We start from the raw sequence: 15,850 nt of genomic DNA, 5'->3' as shown, positions 1-15,850 counted from the left end.
CTTTCGGGAAAAGATTCACTATTTTTATTTTATTTTTGATGTCACTGTATTATGATTAAATGTATGCAAGGTAGCAGAAGTGAAAGAAGGGAAGAAACAGTTAGTGTATATCTACAAAAATATATAATTAGTGATAAAATATTTGTAGATGAAAAATTGTCGCCGGAGTAAAGTAGTTTCATGGGATGAAAAATATGAAAGTATATTCAATTGGTGATTTTGCAAAAAAAGGCAGGTAGGATAGAACAAACTAGTTGCCATCTTCAAGGGAAAATAAGCTAAGAAGATGGTTAAGGGGTTGCTGGAAAATGATGCTTGCGAAGAAAGTGAGAATCAAGCCGAATAAAGAACAAGAATTGCAACTTTGGAAATCTGTTGGTACGGCAAGATGGGCTTATAATTGGACACTGGCGAAGCAAGAAGAGAATTACAAGAATGGCGGAAAGTTCATATCAGACGTTTTTTTACGGAAAGAATTAACTGTATTAAAGCAGTCTGAAGAATATGCTTGGTTGTACAATGTTTCAAATAATATAGCCAAACAAGCGATTAAAGATGCTTGTGAAGCATATAAGCGATTTTTCAAGGGACTGGCTGATAAACCACGATTCAAAAGCAGAAGGAAAGCAAAACTCTCTTTTTACAATGATAATGTCAAGTTAAAAGTAAAAGAAAAACAAGTTTTGATTGAGAAAGTTGGTTGGGTAAAAACATCCGAAAAGTTACCTGTAGGGGTTAAGTACTCTAATCCACGCGTTAGCTTTGACGGTAAGTATTGGTATTTGTCTGTCGGTATTGAACAGGAGTTTACAAAAGAGAAATTAACGGCTGTTTCGTTAGGAATAGATATTGGAATCAAAGAATTAGCATATTGTTCTGATGGGCAGAGGAAGAACAATATCAACAAAACAAAAATGGTAAGACAGGTAGAGAAACGCCTTCGTAGGTTGCAACGTCAAGTTTCTCGTAAATATGAAATGAATAAGGAGGAAAACCGTTTTGTCAAAACAAGCAGCATTATAAAAATCGAGAAAGAGATACGACAACTACATAGAAGGTTATCAAATATCAGAAAGAATCATCTTCATCAATCCACGAGCGAAGTTGTGAAAACCAAGCCATTTCGCATTGTGATGGAGACGTTGCATATGAAAGGTCTGATGAAGAATAGATACCTAGCTAAAGCGATTGCGAAGCAGTGTTTATATGAGTTCAAAAGACAAATTCAATACAAGTGTGAAAAATATGGTATTGAATTTGTAGAAGCTGATACATGGTATCCTTCTTCAAAAATGTGTTCCAGTTGTGGAAGCATTAACAAAGAACTAAAACTTTCTGACCGTGTATACAAATGCACTTGTGGTCACGAAATGGATAGGGATTTAAATGCGGCTATCAATTTGTCACGGTATGAATTAGCCAGTTAACATCTAAAAAAGTTACGGCTAATATGTAGGATTCGTTGTATCCGAATTTACGCCCTCGGAGTGTTACATCAAACGAAAGTAGCTTCTGTGAAATCGGACACGTAGAACAGGGAAATAAACAAAAATTATAGATTTTTATAAGTTTATGGCAACGGCGAATATACATATGTTTGTAGCAGAACATGAAGTTGAAATCCGTTATGCGGAAACAGATCAAATGGGTGTTGTTTACCATTCAAACTACTTAGTGTGGCTTGAGTTAGGTCGCACGAAACTTATACAAGATTTAGGTTTTTCATATGTTGAAATGGAGAAAGAAGGAATTATTTCTCCTGTGTTAGATTTACAAATTTCATACCGTAAAGCGATGCGTTACGGAGAAAAAGCAATCGTAAAAACATGGGTAGATACTGTGAGCCCACTTCGCGTTGTATATGGATATGAAATATATAATGGTGATGGTGAACTTTGTATTACTGCAAGTACGACGAATATTTGTGCGAAAAAAGAAGGGTTCCGCCCTGTATCATTTAAAAAGTTATATCCTGAGTGGTATGCGAAATATGAGGAAATTAAGAAAAAATAAAAAAGCGTGGCAGAAGCCACGTTTTTTTATTTTTCATAATTAAATTGTGGGAAGTCGTCACCTTCGTTAAGTGTAACAGATAAATTATGTCCATCGAAGAACCATTCATCATCGCCTTCAATAAAGAAGTTAATACCTTCTTCTTGAATTTGAACAGCAGGATGTGCAGGATCATCTTTACGAATCCCTAAAGAAAGTCCTTTTTGCACAGTACTGCAACCACCGTATTGTACGAAAAAGCGTAGTGTTTCATTTGATTGTAAGTTTAATTCATTTTTATACCATTGTGCTGCTTCTTTTGTTACGGAAAGATTCATGTATAGTTCCTCCAAATTATGTTGCTTTTTCTTTAGTATAAAAAATAACGCAAAAAGACGCTATTAATATGCTTCACGTTTTCTTTTTGCGTTATGTGGGTTACGATCTTATTTTTGCTTTTTTGAAAAGTTTGCTTTTGGTTCAGTTTTATTTATAATTCGTCCGATATTTGCACGGTGTTTATAAATAACCATACCTGCTAATAAACACATCGCAATAATGAAGATTTTATCCCCGCTAACAATGGATGCAATAACAGCAACAACTGCTGTTACCATAGAAGAAAGTGATACGTATCTTGTTGTAAATAAAAGGGTGAAAAATACAACAGCCAATATTGCAAAAACAACTGGTGAATAGCATAATAGCACCCCAGCAGAAGTTGCAACTGCTTTACCACCGCGGAATTTTGCGAAGATTGGATAGACATGTCCAAGAACAGCCGCTAACCCGAACCATAGTGGATGAATATCTAATCCGAAAATCATTGGTAGACTTGTTGCTAATGTCCCTTTTAAAATGTCAGCAATTGTAACGGTAAAACCTGCTTTTTTCCCTAATGTGCGGAATGTGTTTGTTCCGCCTAGATTACCGCTCCCGTGCTCACGAATATCGATTCCGTAGCCGATTTTTCCAACAACTAGTGCAAATGGAATCGAGCCAAGTAAGTAGGCAACGATAAATAAAAGATATGTAGTAACCATAAGTTCAGTCTCCTTTATTCAAATGTGTTGATAAAGGGTAAAAAGAGTTTTTCCCGTATATTGTACCATACATTTGTAAAGAGCACATTTCTTTTTTGTAAATGAAAAATTCATTATTTCGTGAAAAAAATTTCACAGTAATGTTACATTTCTCACAGAAACAGTAAGACTATATGTAGTAACATTTTAATCAAAAGATAACAACATATTGGTGGAGGGTTATAAATGTTACAAAATAATACACGTGGAGAAGAAGAATTAATGAAAGTGTTTGAGACAATAGTCCACGGCAATGAACAAGATTTGATGCAAGAAAATGCAAATGTAGACGGCCGCTCTCCAATGGGCGTAATGGGAACGTTCGCATCTGAGAGTGCAAAATATTATGCTGTTGAGAATTTATTGTCAGATCAAGTGAAAAAAGCGATAAATGAAAATATATTATATCCACATGATTTAGATTTTTATGCAACAGGAACGACGACTTGTTCACAAATTCCGTTAGCGCAAATGCTTGCTAACGGTTTTCATACTGGACATGGACATATGAGACAACCGCAAGACATTAAAAGTGCATTGGCTCTTTCGTCTATTATTTTTCAAGCGAATCAAAATATGCAGCATGGTGGTCAATCGTTTGCACTCTTTGATATTGATTTAGCACCTTATGTACGAAAAACAATTGAGAGACATAAAAAACGATTACAATCATATCCGCTTACGAAAGAACAAATAGAAGAATTCGCATGGAAAGAAACGGAAAATGATACGTATCAAGCGTGTGAGGCTTTCGTTCATAATTCGAATAGTATGCATAGTAGGGGCGGAGGACAAGTACCGTTTATTTCTATTAATTACGGAACAGATACATCAAAAGAAGGAAGAATGTTAATTAAACAACTTTTAAAAGCGACACAAGCTGGACTTGGTAAAGGAGAGACACCGATTTTTCCGATTCAAATTTTCAAGATGAAAAAAGGTGTGAATTTTGAAGAAAGTGATCCGAACTACGATTTATTTGAATTAGCATTAGAGACAACGGCTGAACGATTATTCCCTAACTTTTCATTTTTAGATGCTCCGTTTAATGCAGTACATTATGATGGAAGACCAGAAAGTGAAGTATGTTACATGGGATGTCGTACCCGTGTTATGTCTAATATACATGGAGAAGAAACAGCGATTGGTAGAGGGAATTTATCATTTACGTCTATTAATTTAGTGAAATTAGCGTTAATTAGTGGTTCAAAAGAAGCGTTTTTTGAAGCGCTAAACTATTATTTAGATTTAGGAATTAAGCAGCTATTAGAAAGATATGCGTATCAATGTACGAAGCGAGCAAGAGATTTTCAGTTTTTATATTCACAAGGTGTATGGCGTGGTGGAGAAACGTTGCAGCCTGAAGACTCCGTAGCCTCGATTTTAAAACAAGGGACGTTAAGTATTGGTTTTATCGGTCTTGCGGAATGTTTAGTAGCTTTAACAGGAAAGCATCATGGGGAAGATGGAGAATCATGGAAACTTGGGTATGAAATTATTTCCTTTATGAGAGATAGAATGGATAAAGCGACAGAAGAACATCAACTGAATTTCTCAGTAATTGCAACTCCAGCAGAAGGATTATCAGGGAAGTTTGTGAAAAAAGATAGAGAAGAATTTGGTGAAATTAACGGTATAACGAACCATAATTACTATACGAATTCATTCCATATTCCAGTTTATTATAACATTCAAGCGATAAATAAAATCCGTTTAGAAGGCCCGTTCCACGCTCTCTGTAATGGAGGACACATTACTTATATTGAACTAGATGGAGCAGCAATGCATAACAAAAAGGCATTAAAACAAATTGTACAAGCCATGGCAGAACATGGCGTTGGATACGGTTCAATTAATCATCCTGTTGACCGTTGTAAGTGCTGTAGTTATCACGGGGTTATTGGGAATGAATGTCCAAGTTGCGGGAATAAAGATGAGGCTAATATAGAAAGAATTCGCCGTATAACAGGCTATCTTGTAGGAGATATGTCGAAGTGGAATAGTGCGAAACGTAGTGAAGAGATAGATCGGGTGAAACATAAATGAAAGTGATGAATATTATTCATGATAGTGTAGTAGATGGAGAAGGATTGCGGACAGTCGTGTTTTTTGCGGGCTGTCCGCATCGTTGCGTTGGTTGCCATAATCCGAAATCGTGGAATATTTGCAATGGAACGGAAATGACAGTAGAAGAAATTGTGAAAGAGATTGCAAGTAATCCATTAACTGATGTAACATTTTCAGGTGGAGATCCATTTTTTCAAGCTGCTGAAGTGAAAAAGGTAGCAAAAATCGTGAAAGATTTGAAAAAAAACCTATGGATGTATACAGGTTATACGTTAGAAGAGATACAGAGTTCTCAAAATAATGATATGATAGAGTTGTTACATTATGGGGATGTTTTAGTCGATGGAAGGTTTGAAATTGAGAAAAAAGATTTAACACTTCCATTTCGCGGAAGCTCCAATCAACGTATTATTCGATTGAAAGAGTAAAAAGGCGGGATAGATTATATGAATAAAACAGTATTGCTTGTTGAAGATGAAAGAAGATTGCGTGAAATTGTTAGTGATTATTTTCGTAATGAAGGCTTTGAAGTAATCGAAGCAGAAGATGGAAAAAAAGCGTTAGAGTTATTTGCAGAGCATGAAATTGATTTAATTATGTTAGATATTATGTTACCGGAAATAGATGGATGGTCTGTTTGTAGAAGAATTAGAAAAGAATCAGCAGTACCAATTATTATGTTGACAGCACGTTCGGATGAGGATGATACATTGCTAGGTTTCGAATTAGGTGCAGACGAGTATGTAACGAAACCATTTAGCCCGAAAGTATTAGTAGCTCGCGCAAAGACGTTATTGAAACGTGCGGATGGTGCGGTAGGAGTAGCGGAAGAAAATGCTATGTCTTTAGCTGGAATAGAAGTAAATCGTCTATCTAGAACTGTTTTAGTAGATGGAGAAGAAATTATATTGACACATAAAGAATTTGAACTTCTTGTGTATTTAATGGAGAACAAAGGAATCGTGTTATCACGTCAACATTTATTAGATCAGTTATGGGGATATGACTATTACGGTGATGACAGAACGGTTGATACCCATATTAAAAAACTTCGAAATAAGCTAGGAGATAAAGCGAAGCATATCGGTACTGTTATTCGAGTTGGTTATAAATTTGAAGAATAATCTAGAACGATTTGTGTAATTTAGCCTAGGGAAATGGCGATTTTATACTCTCTTTTGAAGGTAGAATGTACAAAAAATACTTTTTTTGTCTACAATGTTAGATAGGAGTATTTTTTTAATTAGATTTCACGATGAGTTCACAAGAAGGACACAAAACGTGACTATACTGAAAATACGAATTCACCAGAGAGGGGAAATAAAACATGGGATATTACGACGGACCAAATTTAAATGAAGAGCATAGTGAAACGAGAGAAGTGAGAAAATCAGGTAGTAAAAAAGGCTATTTCTTCACAGGTTTAGTGGGGGCTGTAGTCGGAGCGGTTTCGATTAGTTTTGCAGCACCATATATGCCATGGGCTCAAAATAATGGAGCGCCAGTATCATCATTTAGTTCGGATTCAAAAGTAGAAGGTACTGTAGTTCCTGTTGTAAATAAAGCGAAAAATGAAACTGATTTACCTGGTATGATTGAAGGGGCGAAAGATGTTGTTGTAGGTGTTATTAATATGCAACAAAGTGTTGATCCATTTGCAATGCAACCGACAGGTCAAGAACAACAAGCTGGTTCAGGATCAGGTGTTATTTATAAAAAAGCAGGGAATAAAGCATATATCGTAACAAACAACCACGTAGTAGATGGTGCAAATAAACTTGCTGTAAAACTAAGTGATGGTAAAAAGGTAGATGCAAAGTTAGTAGGGAAAGATCCTTGGTTAGACTTAGCTGTTGTTGAAATTGACGGGGCTAATGTGAATAAAGTTGCAACTTTAGGTGACTCAAGTAAAATCCGCGCGGGTGAAAAAGCAATTGCAATCGGTAACCCACTAGGTTTTGATGGAAGTGTAACGGAAGGTATAATCAGTAGTAAAGAACGTGAAATTCCAGTTGATATTGATGGCGATAAACGACCAGATTGGCAAGCACAAGTTATTCAAACAGATGCAGCGATTAACCCTGGTAACAGTGGTGGTGCATTATTTAACCAAAATGGTGAAATAATTGGGATTAATTCAAGTAAAATTGCACAACAAGAAGTTGAAGGAATTGGCTTTGCTATTCCAATTAATATCGCAAAGCCAGTTATTGAATCACTTGAAAAAGACGGAGTAGTGAAACGTCCAGCCCTTGGAGTAGGTGTCGTTTCATTAGAAGATGTGCAAGCTTATGCAGTCAATCAATTGAAAGTACCGAAAGAAGTAACGAATGGTGTTGTATTAGGTAAAATTTACCCAATATCACCGGCTGAAAAAGCTGGTTTAGAGCAATATGATATTGTAGTAGCATTAGATAATCAAAAAGTAGAGAATGCTCTTCAATTCCGTAAATATTTATATGAAAAGAAAAAAGTAGGCGAGAAAGTAGAAGTTACATTCTACCGTAACGGTCAAAAAATGACGAAATCGGCTACTTTAGCAGATAATTCAGCTACAAAGAATCAATAATCGAAATAAAAGAAAGTCTCTTTCATATTGAAAGAGACTTTCTTTATCGGCTATACTAAAGGAATAGGAGGGATTAATTATGACAATTGAAAACCCAACTCGTACGGAAATTGGTGAAGTGTTAAAGAAAAGCAAAACAATTGCGGTTGTTGGATTATCAGATAAGCCAGAACGTACATCGTATATGGTTTCAAAAGCAATGCAAGATGCTGGATACCGCATTATTCCAGTTAATCCAACAGTAGATGAGGTGCTTGGAGAAAAGGCAGTTTCTTCACTAAAGGATATTAAGGAACACGTTGACATAGTAAATGTATTTCGTCGCTCAGAGTTTTTAATGGATGTTGCAAAAGAATTTGTAGAGATTGATGCAGATGTTTTTTGGGCACAATTAGGAGTACAAGATGAGGATACATACAAATTTTTAAAAGAAAAAGACTATACTGTAATAATGGATCGTTGTATTAAAGTAGAACATGCGATGACAAAATAGTATAGATTTAAAGGTAGAAAGATTGATTCAGCCCTCATTATAGATAAGTAGGGCCGATGAACGAGGTGTTCATCATGAGATTTTTTAAAGGCTGTTTTTGGGGGTTGTTATTTGTAATCCCATTTTGGATCTTGATCATTTGGATCATAATAAAGGTTTGGAATGTGTAATCTTGGAATACATATCCATTTCTCGTTGACAAACGATTATTTTTCTGAAATAGTAGCCTAGAGGAATCCTTGTGAGAAAACAAGGATTTTTCTATTGAAAATGGTATATAAAAGAGATAAGATAACTTGCCAAAACTATAGTCGAGGCGTTATTCTATAATAGAAACATATGTTCTGATTTTGGATTAGGAAAGGGGCAAGGAGTTTGGCGAAGCATCAGTTCCAATATAATGAAGATGCGATTCAAGTGTTAGAAGGACTTGAAGCCGTTCGAAAACGCCCGGGTATGTATATCGGGAGCACGGACAGCCGTGGATTGCATCATTTAGTATATGAAATAGTAGATAACTCCGTTGACGAAGCGTTAGCGGGATTTGGCGACGAAATTTCAGTCGTAATACATAAAGATAATAGTATTAGCGTTATAGATAAAGGGCGAGGAATGCCTACGGGAATGCATAAACTTGGGAAACCTACACCTGAAGTTATTTTAACTGTACTTCATGCCGGTGGTAAGTTTGGTCAAGGTGGTTACAAAACGAGTGGTGGTTTGCACGGTGTTGGGGCATCGGTTGTAAATGCCTTATCAGAATGGTTAGTCGTAACGATTAAGCGTGACGGAAATATTTACGAACAACGCTTTGAAAATGGCGGTGTTCCTGTAACGACGCTTGAGAAAATCGGGAAGACGAAAGAGTCTGGTACTACGATGCATTTCAAACCAGATACAACGATTTTCAGCACAACAAATTATAATTATGAAACATTATGTGAGAGATTACGTGAATCTGCATTCTTATTAAAAGGAATGAAAATCTCAATAAAAGATGAACGAAATGATTTAGAGGATGTATTTCATTATGAAACGGGAATTGAAGCTTTCGTTTCATATTTAAACGAAGAAAAAGATTCCATTCATCCAGTTGTATATTTCACTGGTGAACAAAATGGAATTGAAGCAGAACTAGCATTTCAATTTAACGATGGCTACTCAGAAAACATTTTATCGTTTGTAAATAACGTACGTACAAAAGATGGTGGAACACACGAAGCTGGATTTAAAACAGCGATGACGCGTGTGTTTAACGAGTATGCTCGTAAAGTAGCACTATTAAAAGAAAAAGATAAAAACTTAGAAGGCACAGATATTCGTGAAGGTGTAGCGGCTATCGTTTCGGTACGTGTACCAGAAGAAGTGCTTCAGTTTGAAGGGCAAACGAAAGGGAAACTAGGTACAAGTGAAGCGCGTTCTTCAATTGATGCCATTGTATCTGAGCATTTAGCATACTTTTTAGAAGAAAATCCTGATGTAGCTACACTTCTTGTGAGAAAAGCAATTAAAGCAGCACAAGCCCGTGAAGCAGCCCGTAAAGCAAGAGAAGAAGCGCGTAGTGGTAAGAAAAAGAAAAAATCAGAAGGTACGTTAAGCGGGAAATTAACACCTGCACAATCACGTAACCCGCAAAAAAATGAACTGTACCTAGTAGAGGGTGACTCTGCCGGTGGTTCTGCGAAACAAGGACGAGACCGACGTTTCCAGGCCGTATTACCGTTACGTGGTAAAGTAATTAATACAGAAAAAGCAAAGCTTGCTGATATCTTTAAAAATGAAGAGATTAATACAATCATTTATGCGATTGGCGGCGGTGTAGGAAATGAATTTGATGTTGAAGATATTAACTACGATAAAGTTGTAATTATGACCGATGCCGATACGGATGGGGCTCATATTCAAGTATTGTTATTAACGTTCTTCTACAGATATATGAAGCCACTTATCGAAGCTGGTAAAGTGTTTATCGCGCTTCCTCCTTTATACAAAGTAAGTAAAGGAAAAGGTAAGAGTGAGGTAATTGAATACGCTTGGTCAGACGAGGAATTAGACGGTGTAACGAAAAAAGTTGGAAAAGGCTATATGTTACAACGTTATAAAGGACTTGGTGAAATGAATGCGGATCAATTATGGGAAACAACAATGAATCCTGAAACGCGTACATTAATTCGCGTGAAAATTGATGATGCAGCAAGAGCAGAGCGTCGCGTTACAACATTAATGGGCGATAAAGTAGAACCGCGCCGTAAATGGATTGAACGTAATGTACAGTTTGGTATGCAAGAAGAAGGAAATATTTTAGAAAATGAAATGATTATGGAGACGGAGGTGGAATAACATGCAAGCAGAGAAGTTTCATGACCTCCCGCTTGAAGACGTGTTAGGTGATCGCTTTGCACGTTATAGTAAATATATTATTCAAGATCGTGCACTTCCAGATGCACGTGATGGCTTAAAGCCAGTACAAAGACGTATTTTATATTCTATGTATGTAGAAGGTAATGTACATGATAAAGCGTTTCGTAAATCAGCTAAAACAGTAGGTAATGTTATCGGTAATTATCATCCACATGGAGATTCCTCTGTATATGAAGCAATGGTACGCTTAAGCCAAACTTGGAAAGTACGTAATGTTTTAGTTGAAATGCATGGTAATAACGGTAGTGTTGATGGGGACCCAGCGGCAGCGATGCGTTATACGGAAGCTCGTTTATCACCAATCGCATCTGAATTATTACGTGATCTTGATAAAGAAACAGTTGAATTCGTGTCAAACTTTGATGATACGAGTGAAGAACCGGTTGTATTACCAGCAGCGTTCCCGAATTTATTAGTGAACGGATCTACAGGGATTTCCGCTGGTTATGCAACAGAAATTCCTCCGCATCATCTTGGAGAAGTTATTGATGCTACAATGATGCGTATTGATAAGCCAAATAGTACTGTTGATGATTTATTAACAGTTATGAAAGGACCAGATTTCCCAACAGGCGGTATTATTCAGGGGATTGATGGTATTAAAAAGGCGTATGAAACAGGTAAAGGTAAAATTATTATTCGCGGAAAAGCAGAAGTTGAAACAGTGCGCGGTGGGAAACAACAAATTGTAATCACTGAAATTCCTTACGAAGTGAATAAGGCAAATCTTGTAAAGAAAATGGATGAATTACGTCTAGATAAAAAGTTAGATGGTATTGCTGAAGTGCGTGATGAGACAGATCGTACTGGTTTACGAATTGTTGTTGAATTAAAGAAAGAAGCAAACGCCGAAGGTATTTTAAATTATTTATATAAAAATACAGATTTGCAAATTCCATATAACTTTAATATGGTAGCAATCAATAATCGTCGTCCAACACTTATGACATTACCGAAAATTTTAGATGCTTATATTGGACATCAAAAAGAGGTTATTACGAGACGTTCGCAATATGAATTAAGAAAAGCAGAAAATCGTCAACATATTGTAGAAGGTTTAAAGAAAGCATTATCGATTTTAGACCAAGTAATTGAAACAATTCGAGCTTCAAAAGATAAACGTAACGCGAAAGATAATTTAAGTGCAAAATTTGGCTTTACAGAAGCACAGGCAGAAGCAATTGTTTCCTTGCAATTATATCGCTTAACGAATACAGACATTACGGCGTTACAAGAAGAAGCAGATGAGCTTAATAAGAAAATTATTGAGCTACAGGCAATTTTACAAAGTGAAAAAAGATTACTTCAAGTAATTAAAACAGATTTAAAGAGAGTTAAGAAAACATATAGTGATGATCGACGCGCAATTATTGAAGATCAAATCGAGGAAATTAAAATCGATGTAGAAGTGATGATCCCACAAGAAGATGTCATCGTTACTGTAACGAAAGAAGGGTATGTGAAACGTACTGGATGGCGCTCACACAATGCCTCAAACGGCAAAGACTTCGGTATGAAAGAGGGTGACATCTTACTTGAACGATTCGATACGAATACGACAGAGACAGTCCTCTTATTTACGAATAAAGGAAACTATATATATCTGCCAGTATACGAAATGCCAGATATTCGTTGGAAAGATTTAGGTCAGCACGTTGCTAATATCGTTTCACTCGACCGGGATGAAACAATCATTTGGGCAACGGTTGTACAGAACTTTGAGGAAGAAAAACGATTTATCGTATTTGTAACAAGAAATGGTATGATAAAGAAAACAGAATTAAATCAATATAAAGTTCAGCGTTATTCAAGGGCATTCGTTGCTGTAAACTTGAAAAAAGATGATGAAGTTGTCGATATATTTGCGACAGATGGAACGAGTGATATCGTTCTTGCTACACACGGTGCATATGCACTTATTTTCCATGAAGATGAAGTAAGTCCAGTCGGTGTAAGAGCTGCTGGCGTGAAAGCAATTAATTTAAAAGAAGATGACTATGTCGCTTCTGGTAAACCGTTAAATGGTGACAAAGATCAACTTATTCTCGTAACACAGCGCGGTGCTGTAAAACGTCTAAAAGCATCAGAAATTGAAAAATCAACGAGGGCGAAACGAGGTCTTGTTATTTTCAAAGAATTAAAACGTAATCCGTACCGCATTGTCGGTATTGAAATTGTTCGGGACGATGAATTAGTTTACATGAAGACAGAGAAAAACATTGTAGAAGAGATTGATCCGAAAGCGTATCGAAATAAAGACCGGTATAGTAATGGTAGCTTAGTGCTAGATGTTAATGATACTGGTGAAGTAGTAGAAACGTGGACGAAGAAAAGACCAGAATAAAGAGGGCATCTTGCTATGAATAATAGCAAGATGCTTTTTTCTAGGCAATTTATTATGTAAATAATAATAATCTTGTTATAATAACTGAATGAAATCGTTCTCATAAAGTGAAACTTTAATCAATGGGGATTTTCTTTATCCACACTGATTATTAGTTGAACCAATCGGGCTTTAACAAGCAGTTGATTTCTCACCTAATTCCTTAGCTTTCGCTGAATTTTTGGTTAGGAATCTTACTGCCTGTTAAAGCGGGACAAATGGAGGGGCAACATGAAAAAAATAGGTGTAGGGATTGTAGGATTTGGTTTTTCTAGTACGACATTTCATATCCCACTATTACAAACGATAGAAGAATATGATATTCGTGCTGTATTATCCTCAAAAGAAGAGGTAGTAAAAGAAACATTACCAAATGCTAATGTTGTTAGTACAATTGATGAATTGGTGAAGCGAGCTGATGTTGACTTAGTTGTTATTACATCACCTAATACAACTCATTTTCCATATGTAAAAGAAGCAATTTTAAACGGTAAGCATGTTGTTGTAGAAAAACCATTTGTTGTCTCAATTGAAGAAGGGGAAAAGCTTATTTCATTAGCAGAGCAGCATAATGTAATGTTAAGCGTATATCATAATCGTCGTTTTGATAATGATTTCTTAACAATTAAGAAATTGTTAGGAGAAAACAGAGTAGGGAATGTATACGCATATGAATCGAATTTTGATCGTTTCCGTCCACATGTACGTGATCGATGGAGAGAAAAAAATCTACCAGGCTCCGGTATATTATACGATTTAGGGTCGCATTTAATTGACCAAGCGTTATTAATATTCGGGAAACCAGATGCGATAAGTGCAGATGTAATAAAACAACGACCAGGTGCAGAGGTGGATGATTATTTCCACATAGTACTTCATTACGGAGTTAAACGTGTCATTTTACGTAGTAGCAGTTATGTGAAAAAAGCTGGACCGCATTTTATAGTGCATGGAGAGAAAGGTTCTATCGTGAAGTACGGTATGGATTCGCAGGAAGAGCAATTAAAAAATGGAATGAAGCCAGGTGATAACGGTTATGGAGTAGACGATGAAGAGAATTTTGCTACTTTAGAAACAGAAGAAAACTTAGAGCGTATTCCAACAGAAGTCGGTTGTTATGACAATTATTATAAAGGTGTGCGAGATAGTATATTAAATGGTGAGAAACTACCTGTAACAGCAAAAGAAGGTTTAGATGTTATTAAACTGATTCAATTAGCGATTGAAAGCAGTGAAAAAGGTAGAGTCATTTCTATAAAATAAAAAGACACGAAATTCGTGTCTTTTTTATTAGGAATATGTGAATATGATTAATTATTTAGTTTAGTTTAGTCGTTTATCATACATTAATTGGATTTGTATGCCATAAGGATCTTCAATAATACCATATGCTTCACTAAATATATTTTTTTCTAGCGGAGAGATTATTTTCACATGCTTATCGGAAATTAAATTATTATAAAACCTTTGTATTTCTTCTAAATTAGCGCTTTGAATGCAAAGTGACATGTTATTTCCAACGTTATAACGTTCATTAGTATTCATTGTATCTTCTGCTATCATTAGCTTTGTATTCCCAATTTGTAAAACAGAGTGAGCAATATGTTCTTTATTTTCACTTGTAATTTTAAAAGAACGATCTCTTTTCGCCAGTTCTTCATACGTAACAACCATTAATTTTTTGGCTTCTAAATTACGTGTATAAAAGTTAATTGCCTCCTTTGCTTGCCCATTCATTGAGATAAAAATAGCTATTTCTAATGTCATAAATTCACAACTCCTTTATTAGTTAATAATTATAATATAGACTAAAAAGGTTTCAATACATGACACCTTTCGGGAGGTAAATATGAAAAAAACGGAACGAATAAATGATATGCTTATTTTCTTAAATAATAAAAGAAATTTTAATTTAAAAGATTTAATGGTTAGATATGATATTTCTAAAAGTACAGCTTTACGAGATATTCAATCATTGGAAGAAATAGGTGTACCCATATATTCTGAACTAGGTAGAAATGGAAGTTATAAAATTATAGAAAATAGTGTGTTATCGCCAATTTATTTTAGTGTGGATGAAATGTATGCGTTATACTTTTCGATTCTTACACTAAATGGATACAAGATAAAACCATTTAATATAGAAAGTATTGCGCTTGAAAATAAATTTAAACATGTATTACCTGATAATGTGAGTAAAAACATTTCAATTATGGAACGAACGCTTTCCTTTGAAGTAACAAATCATAGTAATTTTAGTCCGTTCTTAAAAGAAATTTTACAGGGAATTTTTGCTGAGCGAGTTTATTATTTAACATATTTAAAAAAAGATGAGGAGAAAGTATTGGTCGCCCAATTTATTCGAATCGAATCTAAATTTGGCCAGTGGTATGCTAAAATCTTTAATTTTGAGACAAATGGTGTTCAAATAATTAGATGTGATAAAATTCTTTCTATTGAGGAAACAAGCAACACGAATTCAAAAAATCTTGAAGAACTATTAAGTTATCTTACAAACTTTCACAGAAAACCTGATGCAATTGATTTTAGTGTCATTGTTAATCAAAAAGGAAAAGATATTTTTGATAAAGAGAATTACCCTTCCATGAGGATACAAAAAGAAAATGAAAATTATAGTATAACAGGCTATTTTAACAAGCAAGAAGTTGAGTTTATTTCAAGTTATTTTCTAAATTTTGGTGAAACGATTATTTCAATTCAGCCTGTGATGTTAAAAGAGTTAATCTATAATAAGGTGTTATCTATAAAGCAGCATTTAACTTCTTTAAGATAAAGTTAGTTTTAGTCATTTTTTGATATGAAAAAGCCCTTGCGATTTAAAT

Annotated in this window: 14 protein-coding genes; 11 read left to right on the top strand and 3 right to left on the bottom strand. The window is 35.3% G+C overall.

What is annotated here, in order from left to right:
• Positions 1-308 precede the first annotated feature (308 nt).
• Together AB6801_RS15970 and AB6801_RS15965 are read left to right on the top strand one after the other, a co-directional pair.
• Positions 309-1,427, top strand: a complete 1,119-nt coding sequence (locus tag AB6801_RS15970) for an RNA-guided endonuclease InsQ/TnpB family protein (protein ID WP_097999075.1) — start codon at positions 309-311, stop codon at positions 1,425-1,427.
• 166 nt (positions 1,428-1,593) lie between these two features.
• Positions 1,594-2,013 (top strand): acyl-CoA thioesterase, encoded by a 420-nt coding sequence (locus AB6801_RS15965; RefSeq protein WP_000495812.1) that lies wholly within the window; start codon positions 1,594-1,596, stop codon positions 2,011-2,013.
• Between the two features lie 26 nt (positions 2,014-2,039).
• On the opposite strand, the gene AB6801_RS15960 is transcribed toward AB6801_RS15965, so the two are convergent.
• Positions 2,040-2,330, bottom strand: a complete 291-nt coding sequence (locus tag AB6801_RS15960) for a HesB/YadR/YfhF family protein (protein WP_001054453.1) — start codon at positions 2,328-2,330, stop codon at positions 2,040-2,042.
• A 108-nt stretch (positions 2,331-2,438) separates the two neighbouring features.
• Positions 2,439-3,035, bottom strand: a complete 597-nt coding sequence (gene plsY / locus AB6801_RS15955; protein ID WP_000258974.1) for a glycerol-3-phosphate 1-O-acyltransferase PlsY — start codon at positions 3,033-3,035, stop codon at positions 2,439-2,441.
• 225 nt (positions 3,036-3,260) lie between these two features.
• On the opposite strand from plsY, the gene AB6801_RS15950 reads away from it, so the two are divergent.
• The 8 genes from AB6801_RS15950 to AB6801_RS15915 all read left to right on the top strand — a co-directional run bounded on the left by AB6801_RS15950 (position 3,261) and on the right by AB6801_RS15915 (position 14,270).
• Complete coding sequence (locus tag AB6801_RS15950; protein ID WP_000940073.1) at positions 3,261-5,120, top strand: anaerobic ribonucleoside triphosphate reductase; 1,860 nt, start codon at positions 3,261-3,263, stop codon at positions 5,118-5,120.
• Positions 5,117-5,569, top strand: a complete 453-nt coding sequence (nrdG, locus tag AB6801_RS15945; protein ID WP_000867078.1) for an anaerobic ribonucleoside-triphosphate reductase activating protein — start codon at positions 5,117-5,119, stop codon at positions 5,567-5,569. Before AB6801_RS15950 ends, nrdG begins: the two co-directional genes overlap by 4 nt.
• An 18-nt stretch (positions 5,570-5,587) precedes the next feature.
• Entirely contained in the window at positions 5,588-6,265 is a 678-nt protein-coding gene (locus AB6801_RS15940; protein WP_001044679.1) for a response regulator transcription factor, read from the top strand.
• A 203-nt stretch (positions 6,266-6,468) separates the two neighbouring features.
• Positions 6,469-7,710, top strand: coding sequence for a S1C family serine protease (locus AB6801_RS15935; protein ID WP_000542641.1), 1,242 nt, complete (start codon positions 6,469-6,471; stop codon positions 7,708-7,710).
• Positions 7,711-7,789: 79 nt separating this feature from the next.
• A complete protein-coding gene (locus AB6801_RS15930; protein WP_000151387.1) occupies positions 7,790-8,203 on the top strand; it encodes a CoA-binding protein in 414 nt (137 codons plus the stop codon).
• Between the two features lie 375 nt (positions 8,204-8,578).
• Positions 8,579-10,543 carry a DNA topoisomerase IV subunit B gene (gene parE / locus AB6801_RS15925; protein ID WP_001062202.1) on the top strand — a complete coding sequence of 655 codons (1,965 nt, stop codon included), beginning with the start codon at positions 8,579-8,581 and terminating at the stop codon, positions 10,541-10,543.
• Between the two features lies 1 nt (position 10,544).
• Positions 10,545-12,968, top strand: coding sequence for a DNA topoisomerase IV subunit A (gene parC / locus AB6801_RS15920; protein ID WP_001147465.1), 2,424 nt, complete (start codon positions 10,545-10,547; stop codon positions 12,966-12,968).
• A 270-nt stretch (positions 12,969-13,238) separates the two neighbouring features.
• Positions 13,239-14,270, top strand: coding sequence for an oxidoreductase (locus tag AB6801_RS15915; RefSeq protein WP_097814149.1), 1,032 nt, complete (start codon positions 13,239-13,241; stop codon positions 14,268-14,270).
• A gap of 60 nt (positions 14,271-14,330) precedes the next feature.
• Here the strand turns inward: AB6801_RS15915 and AB6801_RS15910 are convergent, their stop codons facing one another.
• Positions 14,331-14,774 carry a VOC family protein gene (locus AB6801_RS15910; protein WP_000171325.1) on the bottom strand — a complete coding sequence of 148 codons (444 nt, stop codon included), beginning with the start codon at positions 14,772-14,774 and terminating at the stop codon, positions 14,331-14,333.
• Between the two features lie 82 nt (positions 14,775-14,856).
• On the opposite strand from AB6801_RS15910, the gene AB6801_RS15905 reads away from it, so the two are divergent.
• Entirely contained in the window at positions 14,857-15,801 is a 945-nt protein-coding gene (locus AB6801_RS15905; RefSeq protein WP_097999073.1) for a helix-turn-helix transcriptional regulator, read from the top strand.
• Positions 15,802-15,850 lie beyond the last annotated feature (49 nt).

It is taken from the genome of Bacillus sp. RCC_6_1 (assembly GCF_041360755.1).
Taxonomy (GTDB): Bacteria; Bacillota; Bacilli; order Bacillales; family Bacillaceae_G; genus Bacillus_A; species Bacillus_A cereus.
Note: the sequence above shows the minus strand (reverse complement) of the source record. Positions and strands in the feature narration are given on the sequence as shown.

Excerpts from the sequence above, each read along its gene's own strand:
- parC (WP_001147465.1), top strand. The coding sequence starts at position 10,545 with ATGCAAGCAGAGAAGTTTCATGACCTCCCGCTTGAAGACGTGTTAGGT.
- AB6801_RS15910 (WP_000171325.1), bottom strand. The coding sequence starts at position 14,774 with ATGACATTAGAAATAGCTATTTTTATCTCAATGAATGGGCAAGCAAAG.
- AB6801_RS15930 (WP_000151387.1), top strand. The coding sequence starts at position 7,790 with ATGACAATTGAAAACCCAACTCGTACGGAAATTGGTGAAGTGTTAAAG.
- AB6801_RS15935 (WP_000542641.1), top strand. The coding sequence starts at position 6,469 with ATGGGATATTACGACGGACCAAATTTAAATGAAGAGCATAGTGAAACG.
- plsY (WP_000258974.1), bottom strand. The coding sequence starts at position 3,035 with ATGGTTACTACATATCTTTTATTTATCGTTGCCTACTTACTTGGCTCG.
- AB6801_RS15905 (WP_097999073.1), top strand. The coding sequence starts at position 14,857 with ATGAAAAAAACGGAACGAATAAATGATATGCTTATTTTCTTAAATAAT.
- AB6801_RS15960 (WP_001054453.1), bottom strand. The coding sequence starts at position 2,330 with ATGAATCTTTCCGTAACAAAAGAAGCAGCACAATGGTATAAAAATGAA.
- AB6801_RS15965 (WP_000495812.1), top strand. The coding sequence starts at position 1,594 with ATGTTTGTAGCAGAACATGAAGTTGAAATCCGTTATGCGGAAACAGAT.
- AB6801_RS15915 (WP_097814149.1), top strand. The coding sequence starts at position 13,239 with ATGAAAAAAATAGGTGTAGGGATTGTAGGATTTGGTTTTTCTAGTACG.
- AB6801_RS15940 (WP_001044679.1), top strand. The coding sequence starts at position 5,588 with ATGAATAAAACAGTATTGCTTGTTGAAGATGAAAGAAGATTGCGTGAA.
- AB6801_RS15950 (WP_000940073.1), top strand. The coding sequence starts at position 3,261 with ATGTTACAAAATAATACACGTGGAGAAGAAGAATTAATGAAAGTGTTT.
- nrdG (WP_000867078.1), top strand. The coding sequence starts at position 5,117 with ATGAAAGTGATGAATATTATTCATGATAGTGTAGTAGATGGAGAAGGA.
- AB6801_RS15970 (WP_097999075.1), top strand. The coding sequence starts at position 309 with ATGATGCTTGCGAAGAAAGTGAGAATCAAGCCGAATAAAGAACAAGAA.